Here is a 13,647-nt window from a genome sequence, read left to right as displayed (position 1 = left end):
CACCTCGGTGCCGGCACCGGCGGCCTCAGCCGGTGCCGATCAAGGATCGAAGTCGTCGGCGAAGATCGAATCGATGCAGGTCACCACGACGTCGTCGCGATTCTCCACGCCCATCGAACCGGAGCCGTTCGCGATGGTGCAGACCTCCGGCGGATCGGCCGGTTGCGTCAGCACGCTGACGGTGTAGTTCGCGCCAGCGGGAACCGCGGCGCCGAACGCGAAAGCCGAGTTCTCGGCGAGCGACAGTTCTTCCGCCCCGCCGTCGTAGGCGAGACGCAGCACCACGCTGTTGCCCGGTGTCAGCCCGGCGAGCGTGCCGCCGATCGTGTGCGGCACGACGTCGAGCGCAACGCTCGCGTCGCTGCCCTCGAAGCGTGCATCGCCGGCATAGGAAGCCTGCAAGGCCAGCGCGCCGTGCGCGAGCGGAGTCAGTGTGCATCGCGTCGCGCTCGCCAGGTCGAAGGAGCACGAGCTCGCGCCGGCGCTGACCAGGACGCTGCCGCCCGGCGCGCCGATCGCGACCGCGCCGGCGACGTCGACCGCGACCTCGACCGATTGGCCGAAGGCGATCGCCGCCGGCGCCGCGATCGTCGTCGTCGTGCCCGCACGCAGGACCGTCGCGATCGTCGTGGCGGAACTGGAGCCGATGTTGCCGTCACCCGGATAGGTGACGAGCACGGTGTGCAGGCCGGCGCTGAGCGGCGTGAGTGTGCAGCCGGGCTCCGGATCGGCGAGGTCGTAGCGGCACGAGAGATCGTCGGTCTGGTCTTCGACGGTGACCTCGCCAAGAGGGCCGGCGAGGCTCGGCGCATTCGCGGTCACCTGCGCCGTCACGCCGAGCGGGGTGCCGATCGTGACCGGATCGGGCGTCAGCACGGGCGAGGCCGTCGTCGACGAGGCCGGCTGGACCGTCAGCGGGACACCTGCGCTGCTGGTGCTGCCGTAGACGGTGCTGCCGCCGTAGACGGCCTTCAGTACGCGCGGGCCGACGCCGAGCGCGTTGACCGGCACGTCGCAGAGCGCGGACGAAGCGCCGGCTCCGTTGCCGAGCGGGACGCCGACGCACAGAGGGACGTAGTTGCCGACGGTCGCGTCGAAGAACGAGACCGAGCCGGTCGGCGACGAGGCGCCGCCGCTCACGATCGACGTGAGCCGCAGGGGCTCGCCGTAGATCGACGTGCCGATCGGATTGCCGGCGGCATTGGTCACGCCCAGGGCGGCGGTCGCGGCGACCGACGCGCGGCAGAATTCGTTGCTGGACGGATCGGCATTGGCGGCGCAGAACCACACCCACGGCCCCGAGCCGATGAGGCCGCCCTGCAGGAACGCGCTCGACGAGCACAGCCCCGGCGAAGCGGGCCCGAGGTTCACGAAACTGCCGCCGTGCGCGCTGCCGCACAGGCCCGCGTACGGGAACTCGTAGGCACCGACGTCGGCGCTGCCGCCGACCGCACGCGCGTAGTCGCCTCCGCGCTGGTCGTGGGCGAGGCCGGACGGGTTGCTGCCGGCGTTGATCGCCGGACTGCCCGGCAGCAGCGCGCGCGTCGGCGTCGCGCCGCCGTTGTCCTGCAGCGCGCCGAGTTTCGGATCGCCGAACGACGGCGTGTTCGCGAACGGAGCGCTGGCGTCGATCGCGTTCGCACCGACCAGCAGGTTGCGCTCGCCGGCGATCTGCGTCGAGCCGTTGGGGACGCGGATCTCGCGCGCGGTGGCCGTCGTGCACGCGGTGTTGCTGGTGTTGGCGAGGATCGTGCTGATCGCGTTGATGCTCGTGTAGGACGTGCTCAGCACGTCGATCGCGGCGCGCGTGCTGCTCGGGCCGGCGAACGCGCTGTTGCAGGCGATCGTGCTGTTGAGCAGGGTCACCGGATGGCGGGGATCGCGCACCTGGATCGCGGTGGCGTCGTCGGCCATGTTGCCGCTGACGGTCGAGTTGACCAGGGTGAGCGGACCGCGGGTGGTCATGATCGCGCCGGCCATGTCGTCGGCCCAGTTGCCTTCGATCGTCGAGTCGGTGATCGAGATCGCGTTGTTGGAACCGATGCCGCCGGCGATCTGCTCGGCGCGGTTGCCGCTGATCAGGCTCGAGCGCAGCGTCAGCGAGCTGGAGCCTCCGGCCGCGAACACGCCGCCGCCGGCGGTGGCCTGGTTGTTGCGCACCACGCAGCGTTCCAGCGTCAGGTGCGATTGCAGGCCGGCGACGCCGCCGCCGGAATAGCCGTACTTGGTCGTGTCCTGGTTGGCGACGCCGTTCTGCACGGTCAGTCCGATCAGCGTGAGCCGGCCCGGCAGCGCCTGCCAATGCGTGACCTGGCGCCAGTTGCGCGCGGCGATCACGGTGAATTCGTTCTGCGCGTCGACGGGTCTTTCGACGGTGACGTTGCGGCCGGCGCCGGCGTCGATCGTGAGGTCGTAGTCGAGCACGGTGAGCTGGTTGGCGGGCGCGTCGGCGAGCGTGACGGTGTGGATGCCGGCGGCGAAGCGGATCGTGTCGCCGCTGCCGAACGCGCCGCCGCTGTTCACGCAGTCGCCGCTCAGGGTCGAGGTGTTCATCGACTGGATCGCCTGGCGCAGCGTGCAGGTGTCGGGCGCGGCGATCGTCGTGTCGCCGGGGTTGGTGACGACGATCGTCGCGGCGCGCGCCGCCGGCGCCGGGAGCAGCGCGAACGCGATCGCGACGGCGAGCGGACGAAACGCCGCGCGCCGGGTTCCTCGCGCGGCGTGGTGAAGATTTTCGTGGAAGCGATCGGTCGACATTGGTTTTCCCCCTGTGGCGTGGCAGGCGCGTCGGCGCCTGCCCTCATACATCGCGAACCGGGCGAAAACCGGATCATCGGCGCCGCGATCGGACCGGGTCGACGACGGCGCTCGCGCGCGTGGCGACGGCAACGGTCCCGCCGCGTCCGCACTCGCCGACGACTGGATTACCATCCCGGCATGGGGGAGACCGAGGACATCGAGGCGATCGACCGCCTGCTCGCCGGCTGGACCGGCAAGGCGGATGCCGCCGCGCTCGATGCGGCGATGCCGCTGGTCTACCTGGAGCTGAAATCGATCGCGGCGCGCGCGCTGCGCCGGCGCGAGGCGGGCCTGCAGACGACCACGCTGGTGCACGAGGCCTACTTGCGCCTGCGCGAGCGCGACGAAGTGTGGAAGGTGGGGCGCCGCGCGCTGGTCGCGATGGCCGCGCAGGCGATGCGCCGCATCCTCGTCGACGAGGCGCGCCGCCGCGACGCGCGCAAGCGCCAGCCGCCGCTCGACCTGGCGGACCTGCCGCAGACCGGCGCGCGCGCGGACGTGCTGCTGTTCGACGCGCTGCTCGGCGAGCTGGCGCAGCGTAGCGCGCGGCAGGCGCGCATCGTCGAGCTGAAGTGCTTCGCCGGCATGGGCATCGAGGACATCGCGGACGTCCTCGGCGTCGCGCGCGTCACCGTCGTGCGCGACTGGCGTATCGCGCGTGCCTGGCTCGCGCAGCGCATGGCCGGCGAATGAGCGCGACGCAGGATCCGGCCGCCGATCGCTACGCGCGCGCGCTGCGCATCACGCACGCCGTGCTGGACCTGCCCGAGCCCGAGCGCGCCGCCGCGCTGGATCGCGCCTGCGCCGACGACGCGGCGCTGCGTTCGGAGGCGGAATGGATGCTGCGCGCCGCGCAGGGCGATGCCGCGGACGAGCGCGACGGCATCGTCGGGGCAGCGCACTGGCCGCTGGACGGCACCGCATTGGCCGCGCTGGCGCCGCGCGAATACCGCATCCTGCGTCCGCTCGGCGAGGGCGGTTCCGGCCTGGTGTATCTGGCCGAGCGCGCCGAAGGCGAGGTGCGCCAGCTCGTCGCGCTGAAGCTGCTGCGCACCGCCGCGAGCGCGAGCCCGCGCCGCTTCCGCGAGGAGCAGCGCATCCTCGCCGGGCTGCGCCACGACAACATCGCGCATTTCGTCGATGCCGGCACGCTGGCGAACGGCCAGCCGTTCCTGGCGGTCGAGTACGTCGACGGCAGCGCCATCGACCGCTGGTGCGCGGAGCGCGCGTTGCCGGCGCGGATCGAGGCGTTCCTCAAGGTCTGCGCGGCGGTCAGCCACGCGCACGCGCAATTGGTGATCCATCGCGACCTGAAACCCGGCAACGTGCTGGTCACCGCGGCCGGCGAACCGAAGCTGCTCGACTTCGGCATCGCGCGCCCGCTCGAAGCCGGCGCCGAGCAGACGCGCACCGCCACGCGCGCGCTGACGCTGGCCTACGCCAGCCCCGAGCAGATCGAGGGCCGCGCGCTCGGCACGGCGACGGACGTCTATTCGCTCGGCGCGCTGCTGTACCAGCTGGTCACCGGCGTGCGACCGTTCGACGCCGCGAAATCGGACGCGGCGCTGCTGCAGGCGATCGCGCGAGGAGAGCCGACGCCGCCGTCGCGCCTCGGCCGCGTTCCGGCCGACGTCGAGGCGATCGTGCTGAAGGCGATGCGGCGCGAACCGGAGCGGCGCTATGCGAGCGCGGCGGAACTCGCCGACGATCTGCGCCGCTATCTGGACAGCCGGCCGGTGCTTGCGCGCCGCGGCAGCCTCCTCTATCGGTGCCGGCGCTTCGTGCGGCGTCATCGCTACGCGCTCGCCGGCACGCTCGGCGCGACCGCGCTGCTGGCCGCCTTCGTCGCGCTGACCCTGCTCGACTTGCGGCGCGCGCAGGCGCAGCGCGAGCGCGCCGATCGCATCAACGAGTTCTTCAATTCGGTCCTGGCGGCCGGCGATCCGGCCGAGATGGGGCGCGACGCGACCGTGGCGGAGGCGCTCGACCGCGCGCAGCGGCGCGTCGAGCGCGAACTGCGCGACGATCCGGCCAGCGCGATGCTGACCGAGCTGACGCTGGCGCAGACGCTGCAGCAGCTCGGCCGCTACGAGCCGGCGCTGCAGAGCGCCGAGCGCGCGGTGCAGGCGTCGCTGCGCGCACGCGACGTCGCCACCGAGATCGACGCGCGCCTGGTGCTCGGCGTGACGCTGTGGAACCAGGGCAAGTACACCGAGGCATCGGCGGCGCTGACGCAGGCGCAGGTCCTCGCCGAGCGTTCCGGCACGGCCCGGCAGCGCGGCGAGATCGCCAATCGCATCGGCGAGGTCGAATTCAGCAGCGGCCGTCCGGAGCAGGCGCGCCAATGGCATCTGCGCGCGTTGGACCTGCTGCCGGACGACGCCATCAAGCCGCGCGCCTATGCGCTCGGCGATCTCGCCTCGGTGGAGTACGGACAGGGCGTGCTGGAGCGCGCGCTCGACTTGAACGGCCGTTCGATCGAGCTGCTGCGCCGGGATCGCCCGCGCGGCGGACTCGCGCTGGCGACCCAGCTCAGCAACCGCGGTGCGATGCTGACGCGCCTGCGCCGCTACGCCGAGGCGGAAAGCGCGCTCGGCGATTCGCTGGCGATGAAGATCGAGTTGTACGGCGAGTCGCACCGCAGCGTGATCGACGCCTTGACCAAGCTCGCCCAATTGCGCATCGAGCAGCACGATCGCGAGGGCGCATTGGCGTACGCCGGCCGCGCCTACGCGCTGGCCGAGCCGATGGCCAACTACGTCACCGCGCGCGCGGCGAAGAAGTACGCGCTCGCGCTGGGTCTGGCCGCGCGGCACGCCGAAGCCTTGCCGATCGCGCAGAAGGCGGTGGCGTTGTATCAGGCGCGCTACGCGCCCGACTACGGCGAACTGCTCGACGCGCAGAGCGCGCTCGGTTGGCTGCAGGCGCACACCGGCGACGCGGCCGCCGGCTTGGCGCTGGCGCGCGAGGCCTACGAGCGGCTCCGCGCGACGCGCGGGCAGGACAACTTCATCGCCGAGGCGAAGCGGCGTCTGGACGAAATCGGCGGACTCGCCGCCGTGCCGGACGGCTCCTCGCCGTGAAGCGAGGAGTCCGGTGCGCTACGCGCGTATGCGGTCGATCACCGCCAGCGTCGCCTTGGCGCGATTGAGCGTGTAGAAGTGCAGGCCCGGCGCGCCGCCTTCGATCAGGCGGCGGCACAGTTCGGCGACCACGTCGGCGGAGAACTCGCGGATCGACTCCACGTCGTCGCCGAGGGCGTGCAGGCGCTTGGCCAGCCAGCGCGGGATTTCCGCGCCGCACATGTCCGAGAAGCGGCGCAGCTGGGTGAAGTTCGCGATCGGCATGATGCCGGGCACGATCGGCACCTCGACGCCGAGCCGGCGCGCGGCATCGACGAAGCGGAAATATGCGTCGGGATTGTAGAAGTACTGCGTGATGGCGCCGTCCGCGCCGGCCGCGACCTTGGTCTTGAAGTGGCGCAGATCGGCCAGCGCGTCGTCGGACTGCGGATGCACTTCCGGATAGCAGGCGACTTCGATGTGGAACCACCCGTCGCGTTCGCGGCGGATGAATTCGACCAGCTCGCTGGCGTAGCGGAAATCGCCGTAGCTGGCCATGCCGGACGGCAGGTCGCCGCGCAGCGCGACGATGCGCTTGCAGCCCATCGCCTTGTACTGGTCGAGCAGACGGCGGATCTCCTCGCGCGTGCCGCCCATGCAGGAAAGATGCGGCGCGGCGTCGAGGCCGTGTTCCTCGCGCAGGTGGCGCACGGTTTCCGGCGTGTACGACAGCGTCGAACCGCCGGCGCCGAAGGTGCAGCTGACGTAGTCGGGATCGAGCGCTTTCAGTTTCGGCAGCGCGGCTTCCAGGGTCGCCTTCTGCTCGTCGGTTTTCGGCGGAAAGAATTCGAAGCTGATCGGCGGCATCGCGGCGGGTCGGAAGAGCGGAAACGCGAAGTATATATCTCTTCGTCGCGATGAAGCGATATTAGGTCTGGCGCTGCTGCGCAGGCTATCTTCCGCACAGTCCGTCCGGAAAGCCCGCTCGCCGCATGTCCATCGTGTTGACGCCGTTCGCCCGTACCCGCCTCTTTCCGAAGGAGTCGCGCCGCAACACGATCCAGGACTGCACGCCGGAAGCGTTCGAGCGGCGCCTCGGCAGCGAGCCGCCGTTGAAGATCCTCGACGGCTACGCGCCATTCTGCACATTGCACGTCCATCGCAATTGGACGTCGACGCGCTGCCTGACCGTTCCAGTCACCGAGGACAACCGCGATCGATTGCGCTCGGCCTACGAGGCGCGCTCGTCGGAGGAACTGCCGGTGCTGGTGCGCTGGTTCGAGGGCGTCGAGCCGCCGGTCGCGAACTACCTCGTCGCGATCCTCTACAGCCGCGAGCAGCTGGCGAAGGAGGGTGCGCCGATCGACGCCGACTGGGGCATCGTCGGCTGCCTCTACACGATGGAGCCGGAGGAGATCCCGATGGCGCCGATCACGATGATGCGCAACGCGCTCGGCGTGGAGGAGGGCGGCTCCGGCGTGCCGATCGATCGCGCCGCCTACCGGCGCAGCGTGGCGTTCTGGGAGCGGAATGCGAACTGGCGCTAGCGGCGTCGCCGTGCGCGAATCGTGCGGACGCTCCGCATGGGCCGGTGAGTTGCCTGGCATCCCCTGTCGTCGCGGATGAGGAAGCCGGTTCGGCGAAGCGCCGTTGTCACGGTTTCGCTGCGGCGGTGGCTCGGATGGACGACCCCTGGCGCGAGCCAAGTACGTTCTTCCAGGCAACCGCCATCGAGGTCCCTCGCATCGGCTTCGCCGTGGCGCGGCTGGACCCCGATGCTGACTTCATCTGGGCCCGCCTGCCGGCAGCGAGGAGAGATGGCTCGGCCTCCGTTTCCGTCCCCGGCTCGCGTCGAGTGGCGAGGCGCACCAGAGCGCTTGCTGTCGCATCGTCGATGATGCTCGCGTGGCATGCTTGCGCATCTCGTCCGGAGCCCGAGCCGTGATCAGATCGTTCGTATTGCTCTGCCTCCTCGCGAACGCGTCTGTTGCAGGCGCGCCGATCGTCCACGCTACGGAATGGAGGCCCCCGACCGGCATTGAGCAGATCGCGCTATGGCCCGAAGACGCGGCCATTCTGCGGCCCGAAGTGAGCGGCGAAGAGCGGGCAGTCGAGCAGACGTCGCTCGTCGCCGGTCGACCGTGGATTGCGGTCGAGGACGTCGTGCGGCCGACCTTGTCCGTGTTCCCGGCGAAGGGGATCAATACCGGCGTTGCCGTCGTCGTGTTTCCCGGTGGCGGCTACAACGTGCTCGCTATCGATCTCGAGGGCACCGAGGTCTGCGACTGGCTCGTGCCACTCGGCATCACTTGCGCGGTGCTGAAGTATCGCGTGCCGGGCTCCGGCGACCATTGGGACAGGCGCTGCAACTGCCGACGTACGCCGCCCGTATCGATGGCCCTGCAGGATGCGCAACGCGCGATCAGCCTGTTGCGTTCGCGCGCGAACGACTGGGGTATCGATCCGCACAGGATCGGCGTGCTCGGCTTCTCCGCTGGCGGCCACCTGTCGGCGGCGGTGAGCAACGAGCCTACGCGTCGCTATGCGCCGGTGGACGCCGCAGACGAGCAGGGCTCGCGACCGGATTTCTCGATAGTGCTCTACCCAGGCCATCTGTGGGACAGCAAGCATCTGGAAAAAGTGACGAACCTCGCTCCCGTCGGGTCGGCGACGCCCCCGACGTTCATCGTGCAGGCACAGGACGATCCCGTCGACGACGTGCACGAATCGATCGTCTACTACCTCGCGCTGCTGAAGGCGCAAGTGCCGACGGAACTGCATCTGTATGCGCACGGCGGTCATGCGTTCGGCCTGCGTCCGACCGCGCAGCCGATCACGCGCTGGCCTGCGTTGGTCGAAACCTGGTTGCATGCGATCGGGATGCTGCCTTCTCCGAAACAATGAGAAGCGGCGCACCGCCTCTCGCCGAAGGTCATTCGCTCCCGCGCGCCTGCGCTCCGTAGGCGCGACGGAGCCGTAAACGAAAACGGGCGCCTCGCGGCGCCCGTCTCGTTGCGTGTTGCAGTGACCTGCAAGTCGATCAGTAGCGGTAGTGATCCGGCTTGTACGGACCTTCCACCGCCACGCCGAGGTAGGCGGCCTGTTCGGCGGTGAGCGTGGTCAGCTTCACGCCGATCTTCTCCAGGTGCAGGCGTGCGACTTCCTCGTCGAGCTTCTTCGGCAGGATGTAGACCTTGGCCTCGTAGGCGTCCTTGTTCGCCCAGAGATCGATCTGCGCCAGCGTCTGGTTCGAGAACGAGTTGGACATGACGAAGCTCGGATGGCCGGTGGCGCAGCCGAGGTTGACGAGGCGGCCTTCGGCGAGCAGGAAGATCGCGCGGCCGTCCTTGAAGGTGTACTTGTCGACCTGCGGCTTGATGTTGAGCTTGGTCGCGCCGGACGTGTTCAGCGCGTCGACCTGGATCTCGTTGTCGAAGTGGCCGATGTTGCAGACGATGGCCTGATCCTTCATCGCCTGCATGTGCGCGAGCGTCAGCACGTCCTTGTTGCCGGTGGTGGTGACGTAGATGTCGCCGCGGCCGAGGGTCGATTCGACCGTGTTGACCTCGAAGCCTTCCATCGCCGCCTGCAGCGCGTTGATCGGGTCGATCTCGGTGACGACCACGCGCGCGCCGTACGCGCGCAAGGAATGCGCCGAGCCCTTGCCGACGTCGCCGTAGCCGCACACGACCGCGACCTTGCCGGCCAGCATCACGTCCATCGCGCGCTTCAGGCCGTCGGCCAGCGATTCGCGGCAGCCGTAGAGGTTGTCGAACTTGCTCTTGGTGACCGAGTCGTTGACGTTGATCGCCGGCACCAGCAGCTTGCCGGCTTCGGCGAGCTGGTACAGGCGGTGCACGCCGGTGGTGGTCTCTTCGGAGACGCCCTTCCAGTCCTTGACCACGGCGGTCCAGAAGCCCGGGCGCTCCTTGGCGACGCGCTTGAGCAGGTTCTTGATGACCTGCTCCTCGTGGCTGCCGGACGCGCTGTTGACCCAGCTCTCGTCGCCCTTCTCCAGCTCGTAGCCCTTGTGGATCAGCAAGGTCACGTCACCGCCGTCGTCGACGACCAGCTGCGGGCCCTTGCCGGCGGGGAAGGACAGCGCGTCGAGCGTGCAGTCCCAGTATTCCTCGAGCGTCTCGCCCTTCCACGCGAACACCGGCGTGCCGGCGGCGGCGATCGCGGCGGCGGCGTGGTCCTGGGTCGAGAAGATGTTGCACGAAGCCCAGCGCACGTCGGCGCCGAGATCCTTCAGCGTCTCGATCAGCACGGCGGTCTGGATCGTCATGTGCAGCGAGCCGGTCACGCGCACGCCCTTGAGCGGCTGCGCGGCGGCGTACTTCTTGCGGATCGACATCAGGCCCGGCATTTCGGCTTCGGCGATGTCGATTTCCTTGCGGCCCCAGTCGGCCAGGGCGAGGTCGCGCACCTTGTAATCGTGCGCAGGGGTGTTCTTGACGACGGCGTTCATCGGGTGGTCTCCGGATCGAGTGGCGGCGTGCGTGTCGCAGGCCCACCGGGCGCCCTTGCAATGGGATGCATGTCCGCCGAGCGTCGCGGGGAACCCGCTGCAGCGCCCCTCGGCGGAAGGCTGGAGCGGGAGTATATCGCTTGTTCCGGATAAAGAGATTTATTCCGTCCGGCGGCTTGGCGCCGCTCGCTGCGGGAGCGCCGCGCAGCCGGGCGGGGATTCGCCCTGCGCCGCTCAGCGGGCGGGCGTGCCGGATCTGTCTTCGGCGCGCATCGCGCGCGGCCGGAGGCGCCGGCCGACCGGCCGCCGCCAGGTTGGGGCGTTCCGGGCGGCGGCCGGCGGCCGGCGGTTACTCGATGTCGACGCCGTCGTAGAAGATCACGTCGGGATCGACGACCTGGCCGATGCGCGCCAGGCCATTGCGCGAACTCACCCCGACCTTGGCGAACTCGCCGCCGAGGTAGAGGCGCTTGCGCACGCCGTCCTCGTAGAGCGCGCCGACGCGGCCGTCGGGATTGGGCAGCCAGCCGGTGTCGCGCGCGCCGGCGCCACCGGAGGCGACGCGCATGAGGTTGGCGTAGGCCTGCGGCTGCGTGCCGCCGAAGCTGCCGCCCGCGTAGAGCCATTCGCCGAGCAGGACCAGCGCGCGCACCGGCGCGCTCGGCTGCGGCTTCCAGTTCACGTCGGAAGTCGCCAGGCGCGCGTCGAGGCGCAGCAGGTGCTGCTGGGCGCCGGCGAAGAAATCGCCGCCGACGTACAGCGTGTTGCGATCGCGGCTCAGCGCCAGCGCGTAGACGTAGCGCTCGCCGCCGTTGATCGGCGATTGGAACGCCGCCGCCGGCGTGGTCGGCGCCGTCAGCGACAGACGGGCGACGCTGGCGTGCGCCTGCCCGGCGATCTGGCGGAAGTAGCCGCCGACGATCAGATCGGTGCCGGTGTGCAGCAGGCTGCGTACGTTGCCGCGACCGCTGGCGCTCGGCGTCGGGGTGACGAAGGCCTGCGTCTGCGCGCGCCAGACCGGATCGACGGCGCCGGTCGCGCGATCGAGGCGCGCGAGTCCCCACAGGTCCTGCGCGGTGAAGTCGCCGCCGGCGTAGACCGCATCGGCGCCGACGGCGATCGCGTGCACGGTGTCGGTCGGGCCGTCGAGGGCGGCGTTCCAGCCCGGCACCAGCTCGCCGTCGGCGGTCAGCTTGGCGATGTTGGAGCGGGGCTCGCCGTTGACGCTCTGGAAGCGGCCGCCGACGTAGATGAAGCCGTCCGCGACCGTGATCGCGTTGACCTGGACGATGCCGGCGGAGGCGAGCTCGACGTGGAAGTCCGCATCGAGCGTGCCGTCCGCGTCGAGGCGGAGCAGGCTGGTGCGTGCGCTGCCGTCGGCGGTGCGCACGAAGTCGCCGCCGACGAGGATCTTGCGCGTGCCCTGCATCGCCAGCGCGCGCACCTGGCCGGAGACGAGCTGCGCGCTGCCGTTGTCGCGCAGCAGGCCGAGGTCCGGATCGGCGTCGGCGCTCTGCGCAAGGAGGGATGGAGCGACGAGTGCGGCGAGCAGGAAGGCGCTCGCGCGAACGAACGGGGCCAGCATGGAAGACTCCGCGACAGGGGAATGTCCTTTCAGTACGCGGCTGCGGGGGCAAAGCTATCAGCGGGATCGCGCAGGCAGCGCAAGCGCGCAGGATGCGCAAAATCGTCAGTGCGGACGTCGATTCGGGGAATCGCCGCGGAACTGCGTAGAAGGCTGCGGAACCCAATCCGGAGCTCATCATGTCGTCCGCCGTCCCCGCTCGCCCGCTCGCCCTTTTCCTGGCGCTTTCCGCTGCGCTGGCCTCTTCGAATCCGGCGCACGCCGACTTCCTCTACGGCCGCCTCGAACCGGCGGGTTCGGAGCCGAACGGCGACTCGACTGCCGTCGATGTTTCCTCCAGCGGCAGGACGGTGGTGTTCTCCAGCAGCGCGACCAACTGGTCGTCGCTCGGTTCGGACTATCACGGCGATCGCGTCGTCGCCGTCGATCTCGACACCGGCGCGATCGACATCGTCTCCGCCACCCCCAGCGGAACGGTCTTCCGCGGCGAATCGCCGGTGGTGTCGGGCGATGGTCGCTACGTCGCCTTCCTGACCTACGGCAGTTCGTATGGCCCGAGCTGGCAGGTGCTGCGCAAGGATCGCCAGACCGGCGCGCTGGAAGTGGCCAGCGCGACCGCCGCCGGCGAGCCGGCCAGCAACGGCACCAACGACAACTACGTGTCCATGTCGGCGGATGGCCGTTACGTCGCGTTCGATACCGGGGCGCCGAACCTGGTCCCGGCCGGCGGCGGCACGCAGGTGTTCGTCAAGGACATGCTGACCGGCGCGGTGGAAATGGCCTCGGTGCGGTCCGACGGCAGTCCGGCCGGTAACGACGGCGGCACGCCGGCGGAGACGGCGTCCGGCGGCTCGATCGACAGCCCGACCGGCGGCGGCGCGTGCGGGCTCGTGCCGGATGCGCTGTCGGGCAGCGGGCGCTACCTCGTCATGTCCTGCAGCACCGCGATGGTGCCGGGGGCGAGCGGCGGGCAGATCTACCTGCGCGACCTGCAGGCGAACACGACCGAACTGATCAGCCGCAGCACGTCCGCGCCCAACGGATCGAGCGCTTTCGCGTACCGGCCGGCGATCTCGCCGAACGGCCGCTTCGTCACCTTCCAGAACCGCGGCTACGGCGGGCTGGGCTACGCCAACGGCGCCGACAGCGCGGGCAACAGCGGCGTCTACCTGCGCGACCGCCAGAACAACACGATCATTCCGATTCCACGCCCGAGCGCGATTCCGGTCGACGACTACGACAGCTGCGGCCTGACCAGCGTTTCCGACATCGGCAGCGTCGTCATGAGCTGCCTGTACAACTGGAGCGGCGTCAGTCGGTTTCCGCAGGTCCTGCTGTTCGTTCCCGGCGCCGGTGCGCCCGAGGTCCTCAGCGTGAACGGCGCGGGCCAGCCCGGCAACAGCGCCTCCGGCTACACGCTGGCGGTGAACGCGTCGGGTCTGTCGATGGCGTGGGAGTCGATCGCGAGCGACATCGCTCCGAACGACCACAACGGCGCGAGCGACATCTTCGTGCTGGTCGAGGAATCGGTCGTCACGGACACGATCTTCGCCGACGGTTTCGATCCCGCGCCGACGCTGCGCTCGCGGGCCGGACATTTTCAGGTCAAGCCGGTGATGCCGGCACGGCGTGCCGACGGTGCGCCGCGCGACTGATCCACGGCGTGACTCAAGGGAAAAAATGGGCCGCTCGCGCGGCCCTTTTTTTCGCGCCCCGCGTTCGGAGATCGC

At 70.0% G+C, this 13,647-nt stretch carries 9 protein-coding genes and 1 riboswitch; of the genes, 5 read left to right on the top strand and 4 right to left on the bottom strand.

The genetic code is table 11. The features are described 5' to 3' along the window. Nucleotides 1-39 precede the first annotated feature (39 nt). On the bottom strand, nt 40-2,757 hold the full coding sequence (locus J7520_RS17045) for an Ig-like domain-containing protein (RefSeq protein WP_291190881.1): 2,718 nt from the start codon (nt 2,755-2,757) through the stop codon (nt 40-42). Nucleotides 2,758-2,937: 180 nt separating this feature from the next. On the opposite strand from J7520_RS17045, the gene J7520_RS17040 reads away from it, so the two are divergent. Both J7520_RS17040 and J7520_RS17035 read left to right on the top strand, forming a co-directional pair. After that, entirely contained in the window at nt 2,938-3,492 is a 555-nt protein-coding gene (locus J7520_RS17040; RefSeq protein WP_291190878.1) for an ECF-type sigma factor, read from the top strand. Beyond that, nucleotides 3,489-5,882, top strand: coding sequence for a serine/threonine-protein kinase (locus tag J7520_RS17035; protein ID WP_291190875.1), 2,394 nt, complete (start codon nt 3,489-3,491; stop codon nt 5,880-5,882). The genes J7520_RS17040 and J7520_RS17035 overlap by 4 nt, the downstream gene beginning before the upstream one ends. Nucleotides 5,883-5,900: 18 nt before the next feature. Here J7520_RS17035 and metF read toward each other — a convergent pair whose 3' ends face one another. Continuing rightward, on the bottom strand, nt 5,901-6,728 hold the full coding sequence (metF, locus tag J7520_RS17030; RefSeq protein WP_291190872.1) for a methylenetetrahydrofolate reductase [NAD(P)H]: 828 nt from the start codon (nt 6,726-6,728) through the stop codon (nt 5,901-5,903). Between the two features lie 125 nt (nt 6,729-6,853). Here metF and J7520_RS17025 point away from each other — a divergent pair, with 125 nt between their 5' ends. Together J7520_RS17025 and J7520_RS17020 are read left to right on the top strand one after the other, a co-directional pair. Then, the gene (locus J7520_RS17025; protein ID WP_291190870.1) at nt 6,854-7,408 is read left to right on the top strand and encodes a DUF3228 family protein; all 555 of its coding nucleotides are present in this window, start codon (nt 6,854-6,856) and stop codon (nt 7,406-7,408) included. A gap of 394 nt (nt 7,409-7,802) precedes the next feature. Further along, complete coding sequence (locus J7520_RS17020; protein ID WP_291190867.1) at nt 7,803-8,765, top strand: alpha/beta hydrolase; 963 nt, start codon at nt 7,803-7,805, stop codon at nt 8,763-8,765. A 136-nt stretch (nt 8,766-8,901) separates the two neighbouring features. Here J7520_RS17020 and ahcY read toward each other — a convergent pair whose 3' ends face one another. Together ahcY and J7520_RS17010 are read right to left on the bottom strand one after the other, a co-directional pair. Then, complete coding sequence (gene ahcY / locus J7520_RS17015) at nt 8,902-10,332, bottom strand: adenosylhomocysteinase (RefSeq protein WP_291190864.1); 1,431 nt, start codon at nt 10,330-10,332, stop codon at nt 8,902-8,904. 40 nt (nt 10,333-10,372) lie between these two features. Further along, nucleotides 10,373-10,449: riboswitch (S-adenosyl-L-homocysteine riboswitch) on the bottom strand. Between the two features lie 232 nt (nt 10,450-10,681). Beyond that, nucleotides 10,682-11,917 (bottom strand): delta-60 repeat domain-containing protein, encoded by a 1,236-nt coding sequence (locus J7520_RS17010; RefSeq protein WP_291190860.1) that lies wholly within the window; start codon nt 11,915-11,917, stop codon nt 10,682-10,684. 179 nt (nt 11,918-12,096) lie between these two features. Between J7520_RS17010 and J7520_RS17005 the strand changes: the two genes are divergently transcribed. Continuing rightward, nucleotides 12,097-13,572 (top strand): hypothetical protein, encoded by a 1,476-nt coding sequence (locus J7520_RS17005; RefSeq protein WP_291190857.1) that lies wholly within the window; start codon nt 12,097-12,099, stop codon nt 13,570-13,572. Nucleotides 13,573-13,647 lie beyond the last annotated feature (75 nt).

Source organism: Dokdonella sp. (genome assembly GCF_017744955.1).
Classification (GTDB): Bacteria; Pseudomonadota; Gammaproteobacteria; order Xanthomonadales; family Rhodanobacteraceae; genus Dokdonella_A.
This window is presented reverse-complemented; position numbering and strand designations above follow the sequence as displayed.

Excerpts from the sequence above, each read along its gene's own strand:
- J7520_RS17040 (WP_291190878.1), top strand. The coding sequence starts at position 2,938 with ATGGGGGAGACCGAGGACATCGAGGCGATCGACCGCCTGCTCGCCGGC.
- J7520_RS17010 (WP_291190860.1), bottom strand. The coding sequence starts at position 11,917 with ATGCTGGCCCCGTTCGTTCGCGCGAGCGCCTTCCTGCTCGCCGCACTC.
- ahcY (WP_291190864.1), bottom strand. The coding sequence starts at position 10,332 with ATGAACGCCGTCGTCAAGAACACCCCTGCGCACGATTACAAGGTGCGC.
- J7520_RS17025 (WP_291190870.1), top strand. The coding sequence starts at position 6,854 with ATGTCCATCGTGTTGACGCCGTTCGCCCGTACCCGCCTCTTTCCGAAG.
- J7520_RS17035 (WP_291190875.1), top strand. The coding sequence starts at position 3,489 with ATGAGCGCGACGCAGGATCCGGCCGCCGATCGCTACGCGCGCGCGCTG.
- metF (WP_291190872.1), bottom strand. The coding sequence starts at position 6,728 with ATGCCGCCGATCAGCTTCGAATTCTTTCCGCCGAAAACCGACGAGCAG.
- J7520_RS17045 (WP_291190881.1), bottom strand. The coding sequence starts at position 2,757 with ATGTCGACCGATCGCTTCCACGAAAATCTTCACCACGCCGCGCGAGGA.
- J7520_RS17005 (WP_291190857.1), top strand. The coding sequence starts at position 12,097 with ATGTCGTCCGCCGTCCCCGCTCGCCCGCTCGCCCTTTTCCTGGCGCTT.